Here is a 21187-nt window from a genome sequence, read left to right as displayed (position 1 = left end):
ATTAATTATTTCTTGATAATTTTTTGCGTAGCCACTTCACCTTTATCACTTACTGCTTTAACAATATAAGCTGAAGTATGACCTTTCAATGGTAAAGTATAGTCAATTGATGCATCCACAGATTTTGCTGAATGTACTAATTGTCCCATTACATTATATACAAAGATATCAGCTTTGTTCCAATTTTCTGCAAATCTAACTTTAAATGTATCATCAACGTTTTTGTAAACCAATGTTTTAGCAACACTTTCTACTTCCGAAACATTTAATACTTCTGGAGTACCATTCCAGTAGATTCTAAATCTATCCGTAGTTGTTTCATTAGCTGTGAATGTGTATTCAAAATCTTCTGTAATATTCTGGATGAATCCTTCTTGAGCATCTTCAAAATAGAATTCATTACCACTGTTTAATACGTTGTTTGATAAATTAGCTTTAATAGTGAATTGGCCTGGGTTTGCTACTTGATTAGCAAGCATAACTGGCTTAGCCGTATAGGTTTCAGCATTAATACCATTAATGTAAACTTTAGAATTCATTAACTCTTGATTAACTGTACCATCTGCATTTTCTTGCAATGTATAAATTTGATCGAAGTCAGAATTGTGAATTTCTAAATAAGCTTCATTTCCTGCTTGTGCAGCAGCTTCATAATTAGAAGATGCAACAACATAAGTACGACCTACAGTGTTATCATTTTTAAGCAACTCTAATTTAACTTGATAAGATGTACTAGATTGATTTCTAGCCGTATTATAATGAGGAGCATCAACATCAACTCCAAATGTCTTCTCCCTATCCCCAAAATTAATAATTTGCATATGCGGATCCTGTTTAAAGGCGAAAGTATGGTAAGGTCTAACCTCTAATGCTTCTAGGTCTCCTTGCCACTCTCCACCATTGTAGGTAGCAATCAACGGAAGAATAAGAGGTCCAATATTACTATTTCCTTGATCTACATTTGGATCAAAATTATTTTGTTGAAATTGAGTTACACCAATCATACCCGTGTGACCTAATAAACTATCTAGTCGAATATTTGAGGTGTAAGGGTTTCCAAAGTAATATACGTTATCACCATAACCATCTGGACTGTTATATCTTCCTGGCGTTGACCAAGCGCTATGATCCGGCATAGCTGTAAAGGCATCTTTTAAATAAGTACCTAACATTTCACCAAACATGTTTTTAGAATAGTTGTTAACTTGAGCTTCACTACCAGGATTAATATTTACTGGATCCAACCAAGTATCATGCACCATATTCGCTGGAGTACCTTTATATTCAGCTAACTGAGAAGTTAATTCCTCAAATCCTAAATTAATACTATAGTAATTAGTAGGAAAATATTTATCGATAGAATTTGGTTCAATTTTATCTGCTAAACTCATATCTGCTAATGCGTAGTCTTCATTTAGCCATGTGTAAACAGAGTTTTTCCATCTATTAGGATCAAATATTCCGTTACGAGGGTGATTAGCCTCAATTGGGTTTTGAATGTTTGATTGCTCAGCTATCTCTTGAGCGGTCATATCCGTATATGGAATTGCAAGTGGTTGGTTGAAAAATTGTGTGTGGGCTGTATTTAGAAACTCACCTACAATTTTACCGGTTGCTGTGCTTGATTCATTAATGATTAATTGCCCATATTGAGTTCCACCATTATATTTATTTCTGAATTCCGTAGTCGGCTCAGTTATATTGTCAATAGTAAAGCTACCTCTAACATTAACATTTCCTTCGTTGATGGCCTTTCCACCATTTTTAACTTCATACGATCCACTCATGTAGTGAAGCGTGTTAGGTTTCACCGAAACGGTTCCACCGGTCTGTGTCCACTGTGCTGATACCGATAAAAGAGGTAACACCATAGCGGCGATTAATAAATTTTTTTTCATACCAATTAGTTTTAAGTTAAACTTAACGTTGTTTTTTACACTAAACTTTATGCTACAAAAATAGTGAATTTATAATTAAATCCACTATTTTTATTATAAAACTCAAGGAGTTAAGTCGATAATATTAAGAAGCTCGTCTGATTTCTAATAAGTACTTCTGGCTTAGAATTTCTTCAGCTTTGTCTTTCGTTAAAACATATTCCGCATCCATTTCGTCAATATCAAACATTAAATCTGTAAAAACCTTCTCGGTTAGCGCACGCAATCCTCTTGCCCCTAAAGATAATTCCATAGTTTTTTCTACAAAATAATCTAATGCTTCGTCGGTAATCTCTAAATCGACATTGTCTAAAGCAAAAAGTTTCTTGAATTGCTTGATGATAGCATTCTTTGGCTCGGTTAAAATACTTCTCAAAGTCGTTGCGTCTAATGGATCTAGGTGAGAAACCAAAGGTAATCTACCTAGCAACTCTGGGATAAGACCAAAACTTCTTAAATCTTGTGCATTGATATACTGCAACATACCTTTGTCGTCGAACTTTTGGGCCGTTTCGCCTTTAAATCCAATCGCATTGGTATTTAATCTCTTGGCGATATCTTTTTCAATGCCTGCAAATGCTCCACCGGCAATAAATAAAATATTCTTAGTATCTACCTGAATATATTTTTGATCTGGATGTTTTCTTCCTCCTTGTGGTGGAACATTCACCACCGAACCTTCTAAGATTTTTAATAATGCTTGTTGCACACCCTCACCAGAAACATCTCTAGTAATCGATGGATTGTCACCTTTACGTGCAACTTTATCAATTTCATCAATAAATACAATACCTCGCTCAGCCTTGGCTACATCATAATCTGCTGCTTGCAAAAGTCTACTCAAGATACTTTCTACATCTTCTCCTACATAACCTGCCTCGGTTAATACGGTAGCATCTACAATGGTAAAGGGAACATTAAGTTTTTTAGCAATAGTTTTTGCTAATAAGGTCTTACCCGTACCTGTTTCTCCCACCATCAATACATTCGACTTTTCGATTTCAACTTCGTCGTCACTAATCGATTGTAGGATTCTTTTATAGTGATTATATACTGCAACAGAAAGAACTTTCTTAGCTGCATCTTGTCCAATCACATATTCATCTAAGAAAGATTTAATCTCCTTAGGATTTTTAAGATCTAATTCTAGATTTTTTGGTTTTTTATCAGAAAATGCTCCTTCTTGTACTACGATATCATATGCCTGACTCACACAGGTATTACAAATATGTCCGTGTAGTCCAGCAATTAATAATGCAGATTCCTCTTCGGTTCTTCCACAAAAAGAACATGTTTTTTTCTCTTTAGCCATTTATTATTTCAATTTTATAAGCGTAGTCAAATTATTCACTCTTCAGTTCTATGAAGAAATAAGAATGCAAAATTACAACTTTTTATAGGAAGTTTAAGTGCAATGCACGTACCAAGCTTGTGAGTTAGAATTTGGTTTTAAATTTTAAGCATAAAAAAACAGCCTTTTGAAAGTGAATCACAAACAAAAGGCTGTTGATTTATTATTTGAAATCTATTAAGCTCTGTCTTTAGAGTTTAATAAAACCTCATCGATCATTCCGTTTTCTTTAGCTTCAGAAGAAGTCATCCAATAATCACGGTCAGAGCTTTTCTCTACCCAATCATAAGGCATTCCTGAATGCTCTGCAATAATCTTATATAATTCGTCTTTTAATTTCAACATCTCGCGTAAGTTGATCTCCATATCAGATGCAACACCTCTAGCGCCACCCGATGGTTGGTGAATCATTACACGCGAATGTTTAAGTGCCGAACGTTTCCCTTTCTCACCTGCTACTAATAATACAGCACCCATAGAAGCTGCCATACCCGTACAGATAGTTGCTACATCTGGCTTAACGATTTGCATCGTGTCATAGATTCCCAATCCAGCATAAACACTTCCTCCTGGAGAGTTGATGTAAATCTGAATATCCTTGCTAGCGTCTACAGACTCTAAGAAAAGCAACTGAGCGGTAACAATATTAGCTACTTGGTCGTCGATTCCTGTTCCCAAAAAGATAATTCTATCCATCATCAGACGAGAGAATACATCCATTTGAGCCACATTCATCTTACGTTCCTCTATAATATAAGGCGTAACGTTTTTTATGAAATCGTGTAAAGTTTGACCGCTAATATTTTGATCTTTAACTGCAAACTTTTCGAACTCTTTTCCGTAATCCATTATGCTTCTGCTTTTTCGTTTTGTTTCTTAACTTCTTCTACAAACTCATCAAAACTAACTGTTTTCTCAACTAATTTTACTTTGTCCTTAACAACAGCCAACATTTTCTCAGCAAAAACTTGATCAGCTAAACGCTTGTATTCGTTTTCGTTTTGTAAGCTGCTCATAGCGATTTGCTTCAATTGGTTATCGTCCATTTCTGGGTTGCTGATACCATACATCTGCATTTGTTGCTTAATCATTTTAACCGCTTGGTCTAAGATATCATCTTGTTTAACCTCGATTTCAAATTTATCAGCAATCTTACCTTCGATTAATTGGTAACGCATTCCTTTTTTAGCTTCGTTGTAGATTTTCTCTACTTCTTCGTCTGTTTTAGGCTGCTCTGAGTTGAATTTTAACCATTTTTTCAAGAACTCATCTGGTAAGTCAAAGCTAGAATTTTCTACTAAGTCCATTAAAACTGCACTTAACATTACTCTATCCGCTTCGCCTTCATACATTTTCTCAGCCTCTTCTTTCACTTTCGCACGGAAAGCTTCTTCTGAATCAACTTCGCCTTCACCATATACTTTATCAAAAAGATCTTGGTCGATAGCTGCTTTCTCTTGATTTACGATTTCATTGATTTTGAATTGTAAAGTCTTATCGAAATCACCTGCTTCTTCTAAACCAAGTGTTTCAGCTAATAAATTCTCGTCTTCGTATAAATCCTTAGAAGCAACTGTAATTTTATCTTCTACTTTCTTACCTTCAAAAGCATCTTTAGCTTTCAAATCATCGAAACGTAAAGTAGAGTGGTAGTGTTCTCCACCTTCTGCTACTTCTCCGTCTTCACCAACTTCGTGGAAAACACCTTTTAAAACAGCACCTTCTTTCACTTCGTCAGCGGCAGACATTTTACCATATCTTAAAGCAAAATTATCAACGTATTTATCAACGTCTTCTTCGCTAACTTCGATTTTGTGGTAAGGAATTTCAACTTTTTCTAAATCAACCTCAAATTTTGGAGCTAAACCTAAGTCGAAACTAAAGTTTAATTCATCTGCTTCCCAGCTAAAGTTCTCATCAGCTTTTGGAAGAGGCTGACCTAAAATGTCGATTTTATTTTCTCTCAAATAATCTTCTACTCCTGATTGCAATAATTTATTTACCTCTTCGTAAATCAAAGGCATTTCATATTGCTTTTTAATCATGCTCATAGGAACCTGACCCTTTCTGAAACCAGGAACGTTAGCATTTTTGCGGTAATTCTTTAAGTCAGCTGCAACTTTATCTGCATAATCTGCTTTTTCAACAGTAACCGTAAGTACGGCATTCAAATCATCTATCTGAGATTGTGTAAAATTCATCTATTGTAATTTAGGTTGGCAAAGGTAAGGACTTTTATGGAAATTTACTACTTAGTGATTGGTAAATAGTCATTGACAGTTTGTTAAAGAAACTTAAAAGAAGGATTGGAATAGTGAATGATGGATTTTAAATTCTAAATTTTGAATTAATTCTCATGCTGTAGCACAACAAACCTCTAAACCCTACACCTTACCCCCTAAACTAATCTAGCTCGAAGCGTCATTCCGAACTTGATTCGGAATCTCATAGATAAGTGGGATAAAGGTGGTTTAAGGATGGTTTAAATGTAGTTTAAGGATGGTTTAAATGTAGTTTAATATTACTTAAAGTAAATTTAAACGTGAATCCTCTTGTCAGTTTGAGTGTTTTTGTGCAACAAAAATGTATCGAAAACTTGGATACGAGAGGAGCGAAGTTGTTAAACATTTTTTAGATTTCAATACAAATAATTCTCATGCTGTAGCACTACAAACCTCTAAACCCTACACTTTACACGCTAAACTAATCTAGCCCGAAGTGTCATTCCGAACTTGATTCGGAATCTTATAAGGAAGAGTGATGAAGATTGTCTAAGGATGGTTTAAGTAGTTTAATATTGCTTAAAATAAATTTAAACATGAATCCTCTTGTCAGTTTGAGTGTTTTTGTGCAACAAAAATGTATCGAAAATTTAGACACGAGAGGAGCAAAGTCGTTCATTTACGAACTCCAAACAGTGAATTGTGAACAGAAAACTGAGAACAGTCAACCGTCTTAGGTTAACTCATCATAATCAATTCCTTGTTTTTTAAGAATTTGTCCACCGCGAACGGCATAAAAAGCTAAATAGGCAAAACAAGCAACTCCTACGAAATAGCTATAATTAATATTAATGTAATCAGCTACAAAACCTTGTGTAAGTGGAATAAATGCCCCGCCCATAATCATCATAATCAATAAACTACTTCCTGTGTTGGTGTGTTTACCCAAACCGGCAATCGCAATGGTGAAAATACAAGGCCAAAGCGTACTGCAGAACAACCCTACGCTGGTAAACGCATAAACACTCACCATGCCTGTCCCGAATATTCCTATTAATAAGGATAAAATTCCCATCAAAGAGAAGATAAGTAACATTCTAACTGGGTTTCCTTTACTAGCCATATCGGCTAAAATCAAGACCACAATCAAGGCCGCATAGTAGTAGAAAGGTGTTAAGTCATGTTTCATAATCGCATTTACGGCTAAGAAAACTCCAAACGCTAAATAAGGCGCAAGGAACTTAAGAAATTGAAGCATGTCTTTTTTTGGATTAAATGCCTCAATCGCTCCAGACCAACGACCAATCATTAAACTCGCCCAATACAATGATATATAAGGGGCAATGTCTTTAGTTTCGAAGCCCATCACTTTTTCCATGTATTCCGGTAAGTTACTCGCTGTAGAAACCTCAACACCTACATAGACAAAGATGGCAACCATACCTAATAGCAATTGTGGATATTTGAATGCCGATGATCTTTCCTTCCCGTCATTGGTTTCGTTATCCTCTTCTATTTCTTCTGTAGTATCTTGGTCTGGAAGTTTGGTGAATTTCAAAACTACGGCTACTACCAAGAAAGCTGCTCCAAGTATTAAATAAGGCGTCTTTACACTTTCAATGCTGGCTTCTGTATTGTCAGAAAGTACACTCCCGAAAATGGCGAAACTAACAATCAACGGACCGATAGTCGTACCTAAGTTGTTGATTCCTCCGGCTAGTGTAAGTCGTTGAGAACCTGTTTTTCTAGGTCCCATAAGAATAGCTAATGGATTAGCAACGGTTTGTTGTAAAGAGAAACCTAAACCAACAATAAATAAACCAGATAACATTAACTCAAACGAACGATTATTGGCGGCTGGAATAAATAATAAAGTTCCTAAAGCGGAGACCACGAGCCCAATGATTAAGGCGTTTTTATAACCTAATGAGTTAATGACATCTCTACCTCTCAATTTCGATAATCCCATATAGGCTAAAGAACCAACGGTGTAGGCGATGTAAAAAGCAAATGCTACAAACTGCCCTTGGGTGTTGCTTAGGTCGAATTCCTTTCTGAAAACTGGAATTAAAATATCATTACTTGCTGCAACGAATCCCCAGAAAAAGAATACCGAAACTAATGGAAAAAACTGTCCCCAAATGGTTGAGTTATTGCTTGGGTTCGCTGAAACTGTACTAGTCGCCATAAAGTTGATTTTATTTAGAAAAATTAAATGTACAATTTAATTTTAAAAACAAGGAATAGAAGTCTTAGCTTGTATGAATTTAACTTTAATTTCAAGCGATTCAATCGATGAAATGAATATTAGTTTAAAAATTAATCCTCTAAATCATTAATGAATTCTTGTACCTTATCTAAAGGTGTTGCCCAGGAGGTAACCAAGCGAATAACGTTATGTGTTTCGTTGTAAGCTTGCCAAATATGGAATTCGTATTTCTCTTGTAGCTTTTGAATCAAAGTTTTGGGTAAAATCGGAAAGACTTGATTGGATTCGGTGGGAGCTAAAAACTCAAAGCCTTTGTCTTCAATCGCTTTAGATAAAACTTCAGCTTGACGATTGGCGTATTTACCCAATTCAAAAAATAAATCATCGGTGAATAATTCTAAAAATTGAATTCCCAACAATCTACCTTTAGCTAATAAAGCACCTTTTTGTTTTAAAGCAAATCGAAAGTTAGCTTGAAGTTCTGGATTGCAAATCACAATGGCTTCTCCTAATAAAGCACCGTTTTTGGTTCCTCCGATATAAAATACGTCCATGTATTTTGCAATTAATTCAAGGTCTAAGTCGTTGGAAGAGGAAGTTAGCGCTGTTCCTAATCTTGCTCCGTCCATGAAGAGAAGTAGATCTTTTTCTTTACAAAAGCTAGAAAGTTCATGTAATTCTTGTTGAGAATAAATTGTTCCTAACTCTGTCGCGTTAGAGATATAGACCATTCTTGGCAAAACCTGATGCTCATCTTTATGTGCATCTAAAGTTGGTTGAATCAAGTTCGGGCTTAATTTTCCATCTTTTGTGGGAATAGTTAATACTTTATGTCCTGTAGCTTCTATAGCGCCAGTTTCGTGAACTTCTATATGTCCGGATTCAGCAGAAATTACCGCCTCATATGGTTTTAGTAAGCTCGAAATCACCACCAAATTAGCTTGGGTTCCACCAGAAACTAAGTGGATTTCGGCCTTGGGGTGATTTAGTTTTTTATGGATTAAAGCTTTGGCTTCTTTCGTGAAAACATCTTGACCATAATTGGCGTTGGCAGTTTGCTCGAAATTGGTTTCGATGAGTTTTTTGAGGATATGAGGATGACAGCCTTCGCTGTAGTCGTCTTTAAATGAATATTTCATGTGTTGAATTGAGCGTATAAAATTAATGTCAAATGATGAGGTGTGCAAACGGAGCTGCGGCAAGGATTGATGTGGAAATCCTATGCTTGTGGGCAAGCAACAAAGCACGAAATACAAGAGTGGAACGGAGTAAACTCCTTGTATGAGATGCTTTGTCTTGTCCATGGGCATAGATTGCAACGAAAGCCTGGTTTTGCTTTTTTTTTTATGTGGATGTAGGATGTATTGAGGTGTGCGAGTTGTTTTTGATTATTCAAATGTGGGGTGGGAGCGAAGGGAAAAAAGCAAAAGTCGCCCAAAAGAAAATTAAGAAATTAGGGTATAAAAAAACGCTGTGAATGACTCACAGCGTTTCCATCAAAAATATAATATTATGACAACTTCATAAGTTAGACGTGAAGTTGCAAATAAGGTTGCGCGAATTAATTGGTAATTTGATTAATTAAGCTAGTTAATTGCGACATTGAGCCAGGAGCTACGTCAACGCTGAATTCGTCATCACCTGCAACCGTGATATCTGTTGAGCCGATTAAAAGTTCGTCGTTGTTATCTAATGCAATCGCTACCAAAGTACCTGAAAGACCTACTGGTATTGCATTGTTGTGTGTTACGAAGCTATCGCCTTGCTTTGTGTAAATGTTGATTACGCTTGGGAAGTCTTCAACGATTAATAGAAGCATTTCTTGGTTGGGTTGAATGTCATCGTTAGGATTTAAAACCGCAGAAAATTGCGTTCTCTCGCCTGGATATTGATATAAAGCATCAACGTTTGCCCATCTAAGTTGAAGTCCATTATATTCAAAAACATTGTTAGGACCCATTCCGCTTTCGTTGTTTCTAACTTGTGTCCAGTTAATTACTTGTTGGCTACCACCACTGATGATGTCTCCAGTAAAATAAGCAGCTTGATCAGCATATTCGCCCATGTCTAAGACTACAGGTTGTGTTGCCGTAATTTGACTTGGTTGAACGATATCCCAATCACGTCCATCGGCATCAATAATTTTCCACCAAAAGTTTCCACCTGTTACCAGCATTTCTTGATTGCTTTCAGTTTGAACATTACTCAAAGCCATTTTGCTAAGCGTAGGATATTCTCTTAAAACAACAAATAACTCATCGGGTAATTCATTGCTCCCTAGAATACATGAGTTAGCTGGAATATTGATTTCCACGCCAAAAGTACCTGAAATATTGCTGTCCTCTAATGGGTTAAAAGCGATGGTGTCTGTTGGAACATTTTCGTGTTTAATGATGTCTGCTAAACGTGTGTATATCTCTGGATTGTCAACACCTCCGCCACTTCCAAAGTATGCTTCATTGTCTACACAAGATTGTAGGGTGAAGAAAATAAGGGCTAGAAGTGTAAGATTTCTAAATTTCATATGGTTTAATTTTATAAGTTTCTATTTGTTTAGACGATTAGTGTTTTTATAGGTTGCGTGAAGCTAAGACTATACATTATATATAAGGATATCTTATTAAGATTTGAAGTAGCCTCCTTCTTCTAACGCATATTTAACTTGTTTTATTATTTCACCTTTAACGATAACAGCTTCTTTTTTAAACTCGTAGGTGTGTACCCAGAAGTAGACTTTCAGTTTAAGTGAATTCCCAATGAGTTCGTCTTCAGCGACATAATTTTCGTGTTCTATATCGTGAACTACATCTGGATGCTTTTCTAAAATATCACTAATAATTTTTTTAGCACCAATTATATCGTCATCATTTGAAATAGTAAGCGCGAAATTCCAACGGAAAAATCCATCTTCGGTATAGTTAATAACAGGGTTTTTAAGTACATCACTATTAGGGATATAAACATCGCAACCATCGAAGGTTTTCATTTTGGTATAGCGGAATTCTAAGGATTTAATTTTCCCAAAAAGACTTCCCACTTTTACGGTGTCGTTGACATTAAAGGGTCGATTGAAGGCTAAGATGATTCCCGCTAAAAAGTTCTCTCCAATATCTCGGAACGCAAAACCAAAAATAACCGCCGAAGCACCTAGACCTGTAATAATGAAATTGGTGATTGACTCAAGGCCGGCAGCCTTAAGCGCCCACATGATGGCAATGGTGAAAACGATAATTTTAACCGAATTCGATAAAAATCGCGACATTAAAGGATCTTCAGATCTTTTTGAGATTCCTTTTAAGGTGATTTGGCTTAATTTCTTGGCCAATACATAACCAATTATAACAATCAGAATACCTAATAGAATTCCTGGTATTTGTGACAAGAAATCATGCCATGCCTCTTGAAGCGAATCAAGGATGGTGATACTTGGTTTTTGAAGGTCTACATCTTGCTCTTGTATCATTTTCCAAAAGTAGTTAATTTATTTTAGGCTTGAGGGATTAGAATCATAGCTGTGCGTGGTGCTAGGCTAACTTCTATATATAAATCTTTCACTTGATAGATCTTATTGCTTAATGCATCTTGGTAATTTTCACTAGATGTAATTACTGGAATTCTGATGGTTTGTGGTTGATTTGAGTTATTAAAAACAGAAATAACTTCGGTTTGGTCGTCATGTCTACTATAAGCAATCAAATCTTTTTGGTCGTTTACTACTAAGAATTCAATCTCTCCATGAGATAATACTGGTTGGTCTTTTCTGATTTGGATTAATTTTTTGTAATAATTAAATAATTCATCGTCAAAAGCTACTTTATCTCGTGGTCTTTCTAGATTAAGCGGATGCGCTATTTCATCTTCGAATTCAATGTCTTTCCATAATAAAGGTTTTCGGCAACTTGGATCATCTGCGCCCCACATGCCCATTTCGTCACCAGCCCAAATATGCGGAGCACCTATATAGGTATATTGTTGTGCTAGTAATAGTTTTAAAGTTTGATAGGTCTCGGCGTCTGGTTTGTGAATTTTATAATTCTTGTTGTCGTCTGGTTTTGCTTGGTATTTATACTTATTCTTATTGAAAAGGGAAGTTAGTACTCTTGGAGAATCATGCCCTGAAACTAAATTCATCATAGCATAATTATTTTCTGGATTTAAGTTTTCTCTTTGAGATTCGAGTTGTTGAACAAATTCAGAGGCCTCGAGCTTATTCGGTGAAGCATTAAAAAATTGACGAGCCGAACGATACCAACGATAATTCATTACCGCATCGAATACGTCGCCTTCTAGAAATGGTTTAGGATCTAAAAGTTTATCAGGATAATCTTCCCACCACACTTCTCCGATTAAATAAGCCTCTGGATTAACGGATTTCACAACTTCACGATATTCTCGCCAAAAGCCAAGTGGAACTTCTGCGGCCACATCCAATCTGAAGCCATCTACACCATCGTCGGTATTGCCATCATTATTGGGATCGAGCCACCTTTTAGTAATATTAAAAATTAAATCTTTAGCTTGTTGACTAGAGATGTTTCCTTCAAAAGCGCTAATACCTTTTTTATGATTTTGAGCTTGGGTTTCTTTTAATTCAGGTAAACTCTTCACGTTTAACCAACCATCATAATCAAACTCGTCTGTTTCGGTGTTCGGATCGTCGAATGAATTTATCCAATACCAATCTTTGTAAGCTGATTTTTCTTGATTTTTAAGAATGTCTTGCCATGCCCAAAAGGTGTTTCCGGTGTGATTCCAAGAATAATCTAAAATAACTTTAATATCTCTTTTATGTAATTCTTTGATGAGTCTTAAGAACATTTTATCCGCGCCTGTCATTTTCCAAGTCGAAGGGTCTAAGGGATCTTCACTTTCTATAATTTTTAAATCTTCTTCTGGGGTTGGACCAAAGTTGCGATCGATATGTCGCCAGTAGCGCGCATCATATTTATGTAGGGAAGGCGCATCATTTAAAGGATTAAAATAAATTGCAGTAATGCCCAATTCTTCTAAGTAATCTAATTTATCAAACACGCCTTGTAGGTCGCCGCCGTATCTTCTCAGTTGAGATTTCTGTCCAAAAGTTTCAAAGCCATTGTGTTCTGCTTTTTGTTCTTCAGTAATGCTTTGAATGTAATCGTCATCTTTATACCAATCATGTCCCCAGTCTGTAATTTTCCAACCTTCCGGAACAAAATCAGGATAAGCTCCAGCGATATCTTTTGGTGTAGGATCGTTGCTTGGATCTCCATTTCTGAACCTTTCTACAAAAATTTGATACCAAATTGCTTCTTTGCTCCAAGTAGGAACTTCACCAATTTTAAGTGTTTTTTGATTCGGTTTTTGGGGTGTAGCACAGGCGCTAAATGTTGCGATAATGAGGATTAAAACGGACTTGAAGTTCATAATTCGTAATTATAATTTACTAATTTAGGTCTAAAATATTGATTTAATAAATAAATCAGAATTAAATTAAATTAGCTTAAGTGTCAGTTTTATTTTAACCTTTTGTTATATTTGTAATTAATCAAATTTCTTAAGATGGCTGAATATAAATTATTGTTGCCTGCCATGGGCGAAGGTGTAATGGAAGCTACAGTTACGGACTGGCTTAAAAACGTAGGAGACACAGTAGAAGAGGATGAATCTGTTGTGGAAATTGCTACCGACAAGGTGGATAGTGATGTTCCAACACCTGTTTCTGGCGTTATTAAAGAAATTTTAGTTCAAAAAGATGAGGTAGCCAAAGTTGGTGAGGCTTTAGCAATTCTAGAAGTAGAAGGCGAAGGATCATCTGAACCAGCACAAGTAGAAGCTCCAGCAAGCGAACAAATTGCAGAAGCAGAAGAAGTTCAAAAAGAAGTTGCTGAACTTGAAGCACCTTTAGAAGCGGCTAAATCTGAGAAAATTACTTCAGATGATGCTAATTTCTATTCTCCATTAGTGAGATCAATTGCTGAGAAAGAAGGTATTTCTCAAGCTGAATTAAGTCAAATCCAAGGAAGTGGATTAGGTGGAAGAGTGAATAAAGACGATATTCAAAAGTATTTAGAGAATCGTAAAGCAGCTCCTGCAGCTACTCCTGCAGTATCTCAACCTAAAGCAGCTACATCTGCACCGCAAACTTCACAGCCTGTTAGTCAACCGGTGGTAAGTCCAGGTCAGAACCACGAAATCGTTGAAATGGATCGTATGCGTAAACTGATTGCCAATCACATGGTACATAGTTTACAAACTGCGCCTCACGTTTCTTCATTCGTTGAAACAGATATGACTAAAGTGTGGAACTGGAGAAATAAGCATAAAAATAATTTCTTGAAGAGAGAAGGAGAGAAGTTGACCTTTATGCCTATTATTGTGGAAGCGATTGTTAAGGCAATTAAAGATTTCCCAATGATTAATGTTTCTGTAGATGGAGATCATATTATTGTTAAGAAAGATATTAATATTGGTATCGCAACAGCGCGTCCAGATGGTAACTTGATTGTTCCAGTTATTAAAAATGCAGATCAATATAATTTAGCTGGATTGGCTAAGAAAATTAATGATTTAGCAGAAAGAGCTAGAACAAATAACTTGAAACCAGATGAAATTCAAGGTGGTACATATACAATTTCTAATATCGGTAGTTTCGGAAATATTTTAGGGACGCCAATTATTAATCAACCACAAGTTGCTATTATGGCGATTGGTGCGATTGAGAAAAAACCTGCGGTAGTATCTACACCAGAAGGTGATATGATTGGAATCCGTCAGAAAATGTACTTATCACATTCTTATGACCATAGAGTTGTAGACGGTGCATTAGGTGGAATGTTCGTGAAACGCGTGTCTGATTATTTAGAGAAATTTGACGTAGACCAAGACGTTTAAGAATAATATATTTTAAGGATATAAAAGAAGCCCTTTTCAATTGAAAAGGGCTTCTTTCATTTATATCTTGTTGAAGGAATTCTTTATTCGTGCCAGAATAGTAAGAAGGGTAATCTAAGGCTTAAGCCTAACTTGATTCCATCTAAGTCTACATGATTATGTTTATTGAATTCAAAACCATAACCTACACTTAGGTCAATTAAATCAACTACGGAAATACCAATTTCAGGAGTAACATGCCAAGGAGAAACCGAAGTTCTTACCACCCAAAAAGCAGAATTGAAATTGCTAGAATAAGGGTCGATGGCAGAATCTTTAATATTCCATAAATAGCCAACTTGTGCTTCTGGAATAGCTATGAACTTTCCATTGCTCACGCCTAGATTTGCTGTTGCGCCTAAATCGATGATGTCATCGTTTGGGCGAACCAAATAGCTATTTAGTCCAGCTTCTAAGTAGTTGATGTTATGGTAGGTATAGCCAATATTAAAAAGATAATAAGCCGTAAAATCCTGATACTCTAATTCTTGTGCTTTTGCGTTGAAACAAAAGATAAGCAAAACTATAATCCATGCTTTTTTCATGAAACGAAGATAACAAAAATTGAAAGTACTTTGCTTTAGCATCTTTTAAAGGAGTTAATTTTTATCTTCAGCTTTCATTAACTTACTGATAAATGCCACCAATTCATTTTCGGTGAGTTGTGTTTTAGCATTAACAAAGATGAGGTTATCAGAACCTTGTAAAGAAACTACTACATTTTTCACAGCTTTTCCTTTGTTTTGAGCACTAACATTAATGTTCATTCCATCCTGGTTGACGTTAAACCAATTCTCGAAACCATCTTTGGTGAGTGCAGATTGAATATCCTTTTTTACCATGTCGTGTTTAGCATCATCTAAATCCTGTAGGCTAAGCACGCGAACTGACTTTACTTTTTCTTTAAAGGTGTTGAATTCTTGGTCATCGTCTAACATAAGAGATGCTAGAAATAAAGGCGCCTTAAAACTCATCGAGTTTTCTGTGTTTTGATATCTATCGTAGAAGTTATTGACGTTGTATTGTGTTTTACAAGCGCTAATGGAGAATATTAAAACAAATAAAATTATTAGTTTTTTCATGGCGATTTGGTTTTGATTTGACTAAACTATATTTAACCTAGATTAGCTCTTCGAATCTTTTTCTGATCGATATGCTATCTAAGCCAGCCAAATTTTCTAGTTCATCAATTGTGCCATGCGCAATAAATTCATCTGGATAGGCGTGAATTTCAACTTTACCTTTATAATTGTTAGAATTGGCTACATCTAAAATGCTAGCACCAAAGCCACCATTTTTAATTCCATTCTCAAAAGTTAAGATATGACTGTAATTCTCGAAGATATTTTTTAAAGCTTCTAAATCTAAAGGCTTAACAAATGGGAAGTGATACCAACTTAAATTCAGTCCTTCTATAGCTTTTTGAATGTTACTAGCTATATGTCCGGTGGATAAAATAGCAACTTTTTCTCCTTTTTTTAAGGTTTTGGCTTTACCTAATTCTGTGTTTTGAAAAGGGAAATTCAATGATTGAACCTCACCCTTTGGATAGCGAATAGCTAAAGGTGTTGAGGTATGAGCTCCTATTTCAATTAATTCTTTTAACTCCTTATCATCAGCAGGACAAGCTACCGACATATTTGGAATAGAATTTAAGAATGAAATATCAAATAAACCGTGGTGAGTTGCTCCATCGCTACCTACAAAACCAGCTCTATCGATTAAGAAAACTACCGGGAGATTTTGTAAAGCTACATCATGAATCACCTGGTCATATGCGCGCTGCAAAAAGGTGGAGTAAATCACGCAATAAGGTGTAATGCCTTGTGTTGCTAGTCCTGCAGCTAAAGTAACAGCGTGTTGTTCGGCAATACCAACATTCCAAACACGATTGGGATAAAGTTGCATTAACTCAACCATACCACTTCCTGTGGGCATAGCTGGCGTTATAGCAGCTACTTCGTTATTGCCTTTAAATAATTCAATAAGACTATCTCCAACAACTTTTTGATAGCTTAATTTTTCTTTTTTAGGGCTGATAATTCCAGTTTTCTTATCGAATTTACCGGGGGAATGCCATAAAACTTGATCTTTTTCGGCGCTTTCATATCCTTTTCCTTTAATGGTTTTGATATGAAGTAGGTTAGGTCCTTTTAAATTCTCTAATTCATCAAAAGCCTTGAATAGATTATCAAAATTATGTCCGTCGATTGGACCAATATAATTGAAACCTAATGCCTCAAAGAAATCGACTTTAGAAGCGGATGAAGTATTATTAAAATGATTCTGTAATGCTCCCACAGCCGGATCAATTCCGATGTTATTATCATTAAGGATGATATTTACATTCAAATCCGTATCACCTAAATGATTTAATCCTTCGAAGGCCATACCCGATACAATCGATGCATCACCGATGACAGCCAAATGTTTTCTATTGTCATTTTTCAGGCGATTGGCTAGAGCCATTCCTGTTATAGCAGAAATAGAAGTGGAAGAATGTCCTACTCCAAAAGCATCAAACTCACTTTCGGTTCGATCTGGAAAACCCGACATGCCGTTTAGTTGTCTTAAACTTTGAAAATCTGATTTTCTTCCGGTAAATAATTTATGGCCATAAGCTTGGTGGCCAACATCCCAAATGAGTAAGTCGGACGGCGTGTTATAATAATAATGTAAAGCAATGGTAAGTTCGATGACGCCAAGGCTAGCCCCGAGATGACCAGTTTTGGTAGAAACGATATCTAGGATAAAATCACGTGCTTCTTCTGCCAATATAGGAAGGTCTTCACGTTTAAGTTTACGTAAATCTGATGGGGTTTCTAAAATGTTTAAATACTTATACATTGCTTATTCGCGCTAAAATTACGATATTTCGTAGCAATACAATTATCTTTGTGACTTTATTGATATGATTCAGATAGACGACACCATAATTAGTACAGACATTCTTAGGAAAGAATTTGTCTGCAATATACAAAAATGTAAAGGCATTTGCTGTGTAGAAGGAGATTCAGGCGCTCCTCTAGACGAAGAGGAATTACCGATATTAGAAGAGATTTTTACTGATATTAAACCATTTCTACGTCCCGAGGGAATCAAGGCGATTGAGGAACAGGGAACTTATGTGAAAGATGATGACGGCGATTGGGTAACTCCTTTAGTGGACGGAGCCGAATGCGCATATGTTATTTTCGATGAGAAGGGAATAACCAAATGCGGTATCGAAAAGGCTTATGAAGAAGGTGCTACCGATTTTCAGAAACCTATTTCATGTCATTTATATCCTGTAAGAGTTGATAAATACAAAGCTTTTACGGCGGTGAATTATCATAAATGGGACATTTGTTCGGATGCTTGTACACTAGGTCAGGAACTTAATGTTACCGTAGCCGAATTCTTAAAAGAACCTCTTATTAAGAAGTTTGGACAAGAATGGTATGATCAGCTAATGATCGCAAAGGACGAAGTCAAAAATTTTAAATTATTTTAACGTGTTAGGAAATTCAGCATTAGCAAGACAATCTACAGAGTCTATAGAGAGATTATATATTACGATGAGACACTTGTTTTATCGTGGTTCATTCAAAATTAGTGGAACTTCAGGTTTAGCTTTAAGAGAATTACTTTTAAAATTAAACCCAGAAATTTATGGAACGATTGCAGATCCCAATAAAGTTGAGCTACAAGGTTTAATGTATGTGTTGGATAGATTGCCAGAAGGTATAGAGCAGACACCATTCATTAACTTGACTGCTGATGAAGGATATGATGCTTCGCACTTTGAGCCAATTATTCCGTTAAAAAGACGTAGAAATTGTTATAGAATTGACCAAGACCAAATGAATATTGAGGTTTTGAGAGGTCGTTCGGATGTGTATGATATCTTGACGCACCTAACTTTCTTCTATAACGAAGCTGATAAAATTATGCAGCGTGCTTATGATGGAAATCCTAAAAAAATAACACGTGTTTGGGAGAAAATTGAAGCCGTTGTTAAAGCTAAAAAACCTTTAACCTTAGAAGAGAGAGAAGTGGCTTTAATGCATCTTTCTTATATTTTGGGTAGATCTTTTCAGGAAACTTTGAATGCTTATAATGCTTTTAGTTTCGATAAAAACAAAGACAGATTATTCCACATTATTTATTGGATGGGGAAATTAAGTCAAATGGACATCACGGGTCAAGTGAATAGAGAGGTAACCTTTACTTCGGCGTTGCGTTCACAAATCGGACACCATATTACTGGTGAGAAATGGGCGAACCAAATTAAAGAGCAATTATTAGCAAACAATCTACACGAAAGACCAGTTCATATTATAAGTGCTAACATGCACTCAGTTCAGAATATGCTTTTTGCACATAGAGGATTGGACAAAAAATACGATGCTGATTTAGAGTTTCAGGTATATGAGGAGTTATCTTCTAGCTTGAACAAGGAATTAAGACGTAGTGTTAAGAACTATTCGATAGAGAATGGTTTGATTTATATAAAAGATAGATCAGGAGCAAATACCGATGCGCAAATCATTGATTTAAAGGATTTAGATTTAAATGAAACAGCTTTTGCTAAGCATAATTTCAAGGGTGATGATGTAATTATTGTCATGGACTATGCTTTTGGTGAGCAAGCATTTGAGTTAATGGATGAGTTATTAAAACCATACAAAATAAATCAACCTTTTAAGATGAATGTCAAGAGTATCTCTATCATGGGGAAAGCTGGTATTCTAGAGGGAGTTAAAGGAGATATCATGGTTCCTAATTCATTTGTTCATGAGGGAACTGCTGATAATTATCCATTTGAAAACCAATTAAATCTTGCTGATTTTGAAGGTCAAGGTTTGGGTGTTTTTGAAGGAATGATGATTACTGTTTTAGGTACATCTTTGCAGAATAGAAATGTATTGAAATTCTTTAAGCAAACTTCTTGGAATTCGATTGGACTAGAAATGGAAGGTGCACATTATCACAAAGCCATTCAAATTGCTAGTAAAATTAGAAATCATATCAGTTCTGATGTTCGTGTGAGTTATGCCTACTATGCGTCGGATAACCCATTAGAAACCGGTAGTACATTGGCGTCGGGAGGTTTAGGACTTACAGGAGTTAAGCCAACCTATCTAATTACTCAACGAATGATTGATAAGATTCTAACCAACTAATATGAAGTTTGCATTATTTGGATTCGGGCATATTGGGAAAGTGCATCAACAAGCGATGCAGAACTCTCAAAAGGCCGAGTTGGTAGCTGTTATTGATCAAGTAAAACCAGAAGTAGAACTTCCTCATTTTACAGATGTTGCTTCCTTAAAAGATTCAGGTTTAGAGGTAGATGTCATCGTAATTGCAACACCGAATGGGCTTCATTTTGAACATGCTAAAGCCAGTTTAGAGGCGGGTTATCATGTCTTGGTAGAGAAGCCAATTACTTTGAATTCACGAGATTTTGAGCGTTTAATTTATATTGGAGAACAGCAAGGAAAACGTATTTTTAATATGTTGCAACTTCGATTCTCTCCGGTGGTTCAGTGGCTGAAAGAGGCTTTGAACGAGAATAAATTAGGTGAAATCTATATGGTTAATGTCAATTGCTATTGGAACAGAAATGCTGCTTATTATCAACAGAAAGAATGGCACGGAACCAAAGCAATGGACGGCGGTGTGTTATTTACGCAATTCTCTCATTTTGTGGATGTTTTGCATTATTGGTTCGAGGAGTTAAAGCCTCTGGATATTCGTAAATTCAATTTTAATCATCAAGATTGCACTGAGTTTCCAGATTCTGGAATGCTAACTTTTGAGTTAGAGAAAGAAGGATTTGGTCACATGAATTACACGATTTCAACTTTTGAAAAGAATTTTGAAAGTAATATCACGATTCTTGCTGAGAAAGGAACTTTACAGATAGGTGGACAGTATATGAATGAGATCAATTATCTAAATGCTACTGATTTAGAAAATCCTTTTAACGAACCTATTGGAAATAGATTTCACCAAAATGCGATTGAAGAAATTGTAGATGCGATTGAGCATAAAAGAAAAAGCATCCTCGATGCCGAGAATGCTAGAAATGTGATTCAGTTTTTAGAAGTGGTTAGTTAGGATTGATAAATCTAAACTTCCCTAATTCTAAATATCTCTTTTTACCGTTTAAACGATAAAGCAACATATTTTTACCATTGAATTCATTCGTGCTTTCAGAAGGACGAATGATTTCAATTTTGGATTTATCATTGGTAGAAATGTCCTCTGGTGTCATTTGACCCTGTTCTTGTTCTGTGCTTTCTCTGGTAATATTCGCCATGACAACAAATGGGTTTTCATCTTCCACAAAGGCTTTGTGCCAATTGTTTTCTACATAAATAGAATCAAATTGAACTTCACCCTTGGTGGTTTGCTCTAAACTAGCTTTATAGTAAACACCGTTTATGCTACCCTTTCCTTGCCATTTTTGTTGGGTTAAATCAATAATTTTAAAATCTTTCTTCACAGGGATTTTTGAAGTATTACACGATACCAAAAACAGAATAGCTGCTAATATGCTAAAATATTTCAT

General features: G+C 35.8%; 17 protein-coding genes. 4 read left to right on the top strand and 13 right to left on the bottom strand.

Features of this window, described 5'->3' with window-relative positions:
• Positions 1-5: 5 nt before the first annotated feature.
• The 9 genes from NLM59_RS03375 to NLM59_RS03335 all read right to left on the bottom strand — a co-directional run bounded on the left by NLM59_RS03375 (position 6) and on the right by NLM59_RS03335 (position 13122).
• Positions 6-1898: a T9SS type A sorting domain-containing protein gene (locus tag NLM59_RS03375; protein WP_304416336.1), complete on the bottom strand. Its 1893-nt coding sequence runs from the start codon at positions 1896-1898 to the stop codon at positions 6-8.
• Positions 1899-2022: 124 nt separating this feature from the next.
• The gene (clpX, locus tag NLM59_RS03370; protein ID WP_304416335.1) at positions 2023-3249 is read right to left on the bottom strand and encodes an ATP-dependent Clp protease ATP-binding subunit ClpX; all 1227 of its coding nucleotides are present in this window, start codon (positions 3247-3249) and stop codon (positions 2023-2025) included.
• Positions 3250-3465: 216 nt separating this feature from the next.
• Positions 3466-4137, bottom strand: a complete 672-nt coding sequence (locus NLM59_RS03365; protein WP_304416334.1) for an ATP-dependent Clp protease proteolytic subunit — start codon at positions 4135-4137, stop codon at positions 3466-3468.
• Positions 4137-5489 carry a trigger factor gene (gene tig / locus NLM59_RS03360; RefSeq protein WP_304416333.1) on the bottom strand — a complete coding sequence of 451 codons (1353 nt, stop codon included), beginning with the start codon at positions 5487-5489 and terminating at the stop codon, positions 4137-4139. The genes NLM59_RS03365 and tig overlap by 1 nt, the downstream gene beginning before the upstream one ends.
• Before the next feature lie 754 nt (positions 5490-6243).
• Entirely contained in the window at positions 6244-7698 is a 1455-nt protein-coding gene (locus NLM59_RS03355; RefSeq protein ID WP_304416332.1) for a sugar MFS transporter, read from the bottom strand.
• A 131-nt stretch (positions 7699-7829) separates the two neighbouring features.
• Complete coding sequence (locus NLM59_RS03350; protein WP_304416331.1) at positions 7830-8858, bottom strand: threonine aldolase family protein; 1029 nt, start codon at positions 8856-8858, stop codon at positions 7830-7832.
• 422 nt (positions 8859-9280) lie between these two features.
• Positions 9281-10243, bottom strand: a complete 963-nt coding sequence (locus NLM59_RS03345) for a hypothetical protein (protein WP_304416330.1) — start codon at positions 10241-10243, stop codon at positions 9281-9283.
• Positions 10244-10339: 96 nt separating this feature from the next.
• A complete protein-coding gene (locus tag NLM59_RS03340) occupies positions 10340-11182 on the bottom strand; it encodes a mechanosensitive ion channel family protein (protein ID WP_304416329.1) in 843 nt (280 codons plus the stop codon).
• A 23-nt stretch (positions 11183-11205) separates the two neighbouring features.
• On the bottom strand, positions 11206-13122 hold the full coding sequence (locus NLM59_RS03335) for a glycoside hydrolase family 13 protein (RefSeq protein ID WP_304416328.1): 1917 nt from the start codon (positions 13120-13122) through the stop codon (positions 11206-11208).
• 135 nt (positions 13123-13257) lie between these two features.
• Between NLM59_RS03335 and NLM59_RS03330 the strand changes: the two genes are divergently transcribed.
• Positions 13258-14589 (top strand): dihydrolipoamide acetyltransferase family protein, encoded by a 1332-nt coding sequence (locus NLM59_RS03330; RefSeq protein WP_304416327.1) that lies wholly within the window; start codon positions 13258-13260, stop codon positions 14587-14589.
• Between the two features lie 83 nt (positions 14590-14672).
• Here NLM59_RS03330 and NLM59_RS03325 read toward each other — a convergent pair whose 3' ends face one another.
• Genes NLM59_RS03325 through NLM59_RS03315 form a run of 3 tightly spaced genes read right to left on the bottom strand, consistent with a single transcriptional unit; the run spans position 14673 to position 17475 of the window.
• On the bottom strand, positions 14673-15173 hold the full coding sequence (locus NLM59_RS03325; protein WP_304416326.1) for a hypothetical protein: 501 nt from the start codon (positions 15171-15173) through the stop codon (positions 14673-14675).
• Between the two features lie 54 nt (positions 15174-15227).
• Entirely contained in the window at positions 15228-15710 is a 483-nt protein-coding gene (locus NLM59_RS03320; protein ID WP_304416325.1) for a DUF4252 domain-containing protein, read from the bottom strand.
• 37 nt (positions 15711-15747) lie between these two features.
• Positions 15748-17475: a 1-deoxy-D-xylulose-5-phosphate synthase gene (locus NLM59_RS03315; protein ID WP_304416324.1), complete on the bottom strand. Its 1728-nt coding sequence runs from the start codon at positions 17473-17475 to the stop codon at positions 15748-15750.
• Between the two features lie 64 nt (positions 17476-17539).
• Here NLM59_RS03315 and NLM59_RS03310 point away from each other — a divergent pair, with 64 nt between their 5' ends.
• The 3 genes from NLM59_RS03310 (at position 17540) to NLM59_RS03300 (ending at position 20733) form a co-directional block, all read left to right on the top strand.
• Positions 17540-18121 (top strand): DUF3109 family protein, encoded by a 582-nt coding sequence (locus NLM59_RS03310; protein ID WP_304416323.1) that lies wholly within the window; start codon positions 17540-17542, stop codon positions 18119-18121.
• 64 nt (positions 18122-18185) lie between these two features.
• Positions 18186-19793 carry a DUF6909 family protein gene (locus NLM59_RS03305; protein WP_407986216.1) on the top strand — a complete coding sequence of 536 codons (1608 nt, stop codon included), beginning with the start codon at positions 18186-18188 and terminating at the stop codon, positions 19791-19793.
• A 1-nt stretch (position 19794) separates the two neighbouring features.
• Positions 19795-20733 (top strand): Gfo/Idh/MocA family protein, encoded by a 939-nt coding sequence (locus tag NLM59_RS03300; protein WP_304416321.1) that lies wholly within the window; start codon positions 19795-19797, stop codon positions 20731-20733.
• Here NLM59_RS03300 and NLM59_RS03295 read toward each other — a convergent pair.
• Positions 20726-21187 carry a hypothetical protein gene (locus NLM59_RS03295; protein WP_304416320.1) on the bottom strand — a complete coding sequence of 154 codons (462 nt, stop codon included), beginning with the start codon at positions 21185-21187 and terminating at the stop codon, positions 20726-20728. The two genes, NLM59_RS03300 and NLM59_RS03295, sit on opposite strands and share 8 nt — an antisense overlap.

The organism is Profundicola chukchiensis, from assembly GCF_029664245.1.
In the GTDB taxonomy this organism is placed as follows: domain Bacteria; phylum Bacteroidota; class Bacteroidia; order Flavobacteriales; family Weeksellaceae; genus Profundicola; species Profundicola chukchiensis.
This window is presented reverse-complemented; position numbering and strand designations above follow the sequence as displayed.

Bases quoted from the DNA above. Each gene is read 5' to 3' on its own strand.
- NLM59_RS03375 (WP_304416336.1), bottom strand. From the start codon at position 1,898: ATGAAAAAAAATTTATTAATCGCCGCTATGGTGTTACCTCTTTTATCG.
- clpX (WP_304416335.1), bottom strand. From the start codon at position 3,249: ATGGCTAAAGAGAAAAAAACATGTTCTTTTTGTGGAAGAACCGAAGAG.
- NLM59_RS03365 (WP_304416334.1), bottom strand. From the start codon at position 4,137: ATGGATTACGGAAAAGAGTTCGAAAAGTTTGCAGTTAAAGATCAAAAT.
- tig (WP_304416333.1), bottom strand. From the start codon at position 5,489: ATGAATTTTACACAATCTCAGATAGATGATTTGAATGCCGTACTTACG.
- NLM59_RS03355 (WP_304416332.1), bottom strand. From the start codon at position 7,698: ATGGCGACTAGTACAGTTTCAGCGAACCCAAGCAATAACTCAACCATT.
- NLM59_RS03350 (WP_304416331.1), bottom strand. From the start codon at position 8,858: ATGAAATATTCATTTAAAGACGACTACAGCGAAGGCTGTCATCCTCAT.
- NLM59_RS03345 (WP_304416330.1), bottom strand. From the start codon at position 10,243: ATGAAATTTAGAAATCTTACACTTCTAGCCCTTATTTTCTTCACCCTA.
- NLM59_RS03340 (WP_304416329.1), bottom strand. From the start codon at position 11,182: ATGATACAAGAGCAAGATGTAGACCTTCAAAAACCAAGTATCACCATC.
- NLM59_RS03335 (WP_304416328.1), bottom strand. From the start codon at position 13,122: ATGAACTTCAAGTCCGTTTTAATCCTCATTATCGCAACATTTAGCGCC.
- NLM59_RS03330 (WP_304416327.1), top strand. From the start codon at position 13,258: ATGGCTGAATATAAATTATTGTTGCCTGCCATGGGCGAAGGTGTAATG.
- NLM59_RS03325 (WP_304416326.1), bottom strand. From the start codon at position 15,173: ATGAAAAAAGCATGGATTATAGTTTTGCTTATCTTTTGTTTCAACGCA.
- NLM59_RS03320 (WP_304416325.1), bottom strand. From the start codon at position 15,710: ATGAAAAAACTAATAATTTTATTTGTTTTAATATTCTCCATTAGCGCT.
- NLM59_RS03315 (WP_304416324.1), bottom strand. From the start codon at position 17,475: ATGTATAAGTATTTAAACATTTTAGAAACCCCATCAGATTTACGTAAA.
- NLM59_RS03310 (WP_304416323.1), top strand. From the start codon at position 17,540: ATGATTCAGATAGACGACACCATAATTAGTACAGACATTCTTAGGAAA.
- NLM59_RS03305 (WP_407986216.1), top strand. From the start codon at position 18,186: ATGAGACACTTGTTTTATCGTGGTTCATTCAAAATTAGTGGAACTTCA.
- NLM59_RS03300 (WP_304416321.1), top strand. From the start codon at position 19,795: ATGAAGTTTGCATTATTTGGATTCGGGCATATTGGGAAAGTGCATCAA.
- NLM59_RS03295 (WP_304416320.1), bottom strand. From the start codon at position 21,187: ATGAAATATTTTAGCATATTAGCAGCTATTCTGTTTTTGGTATCGTGT.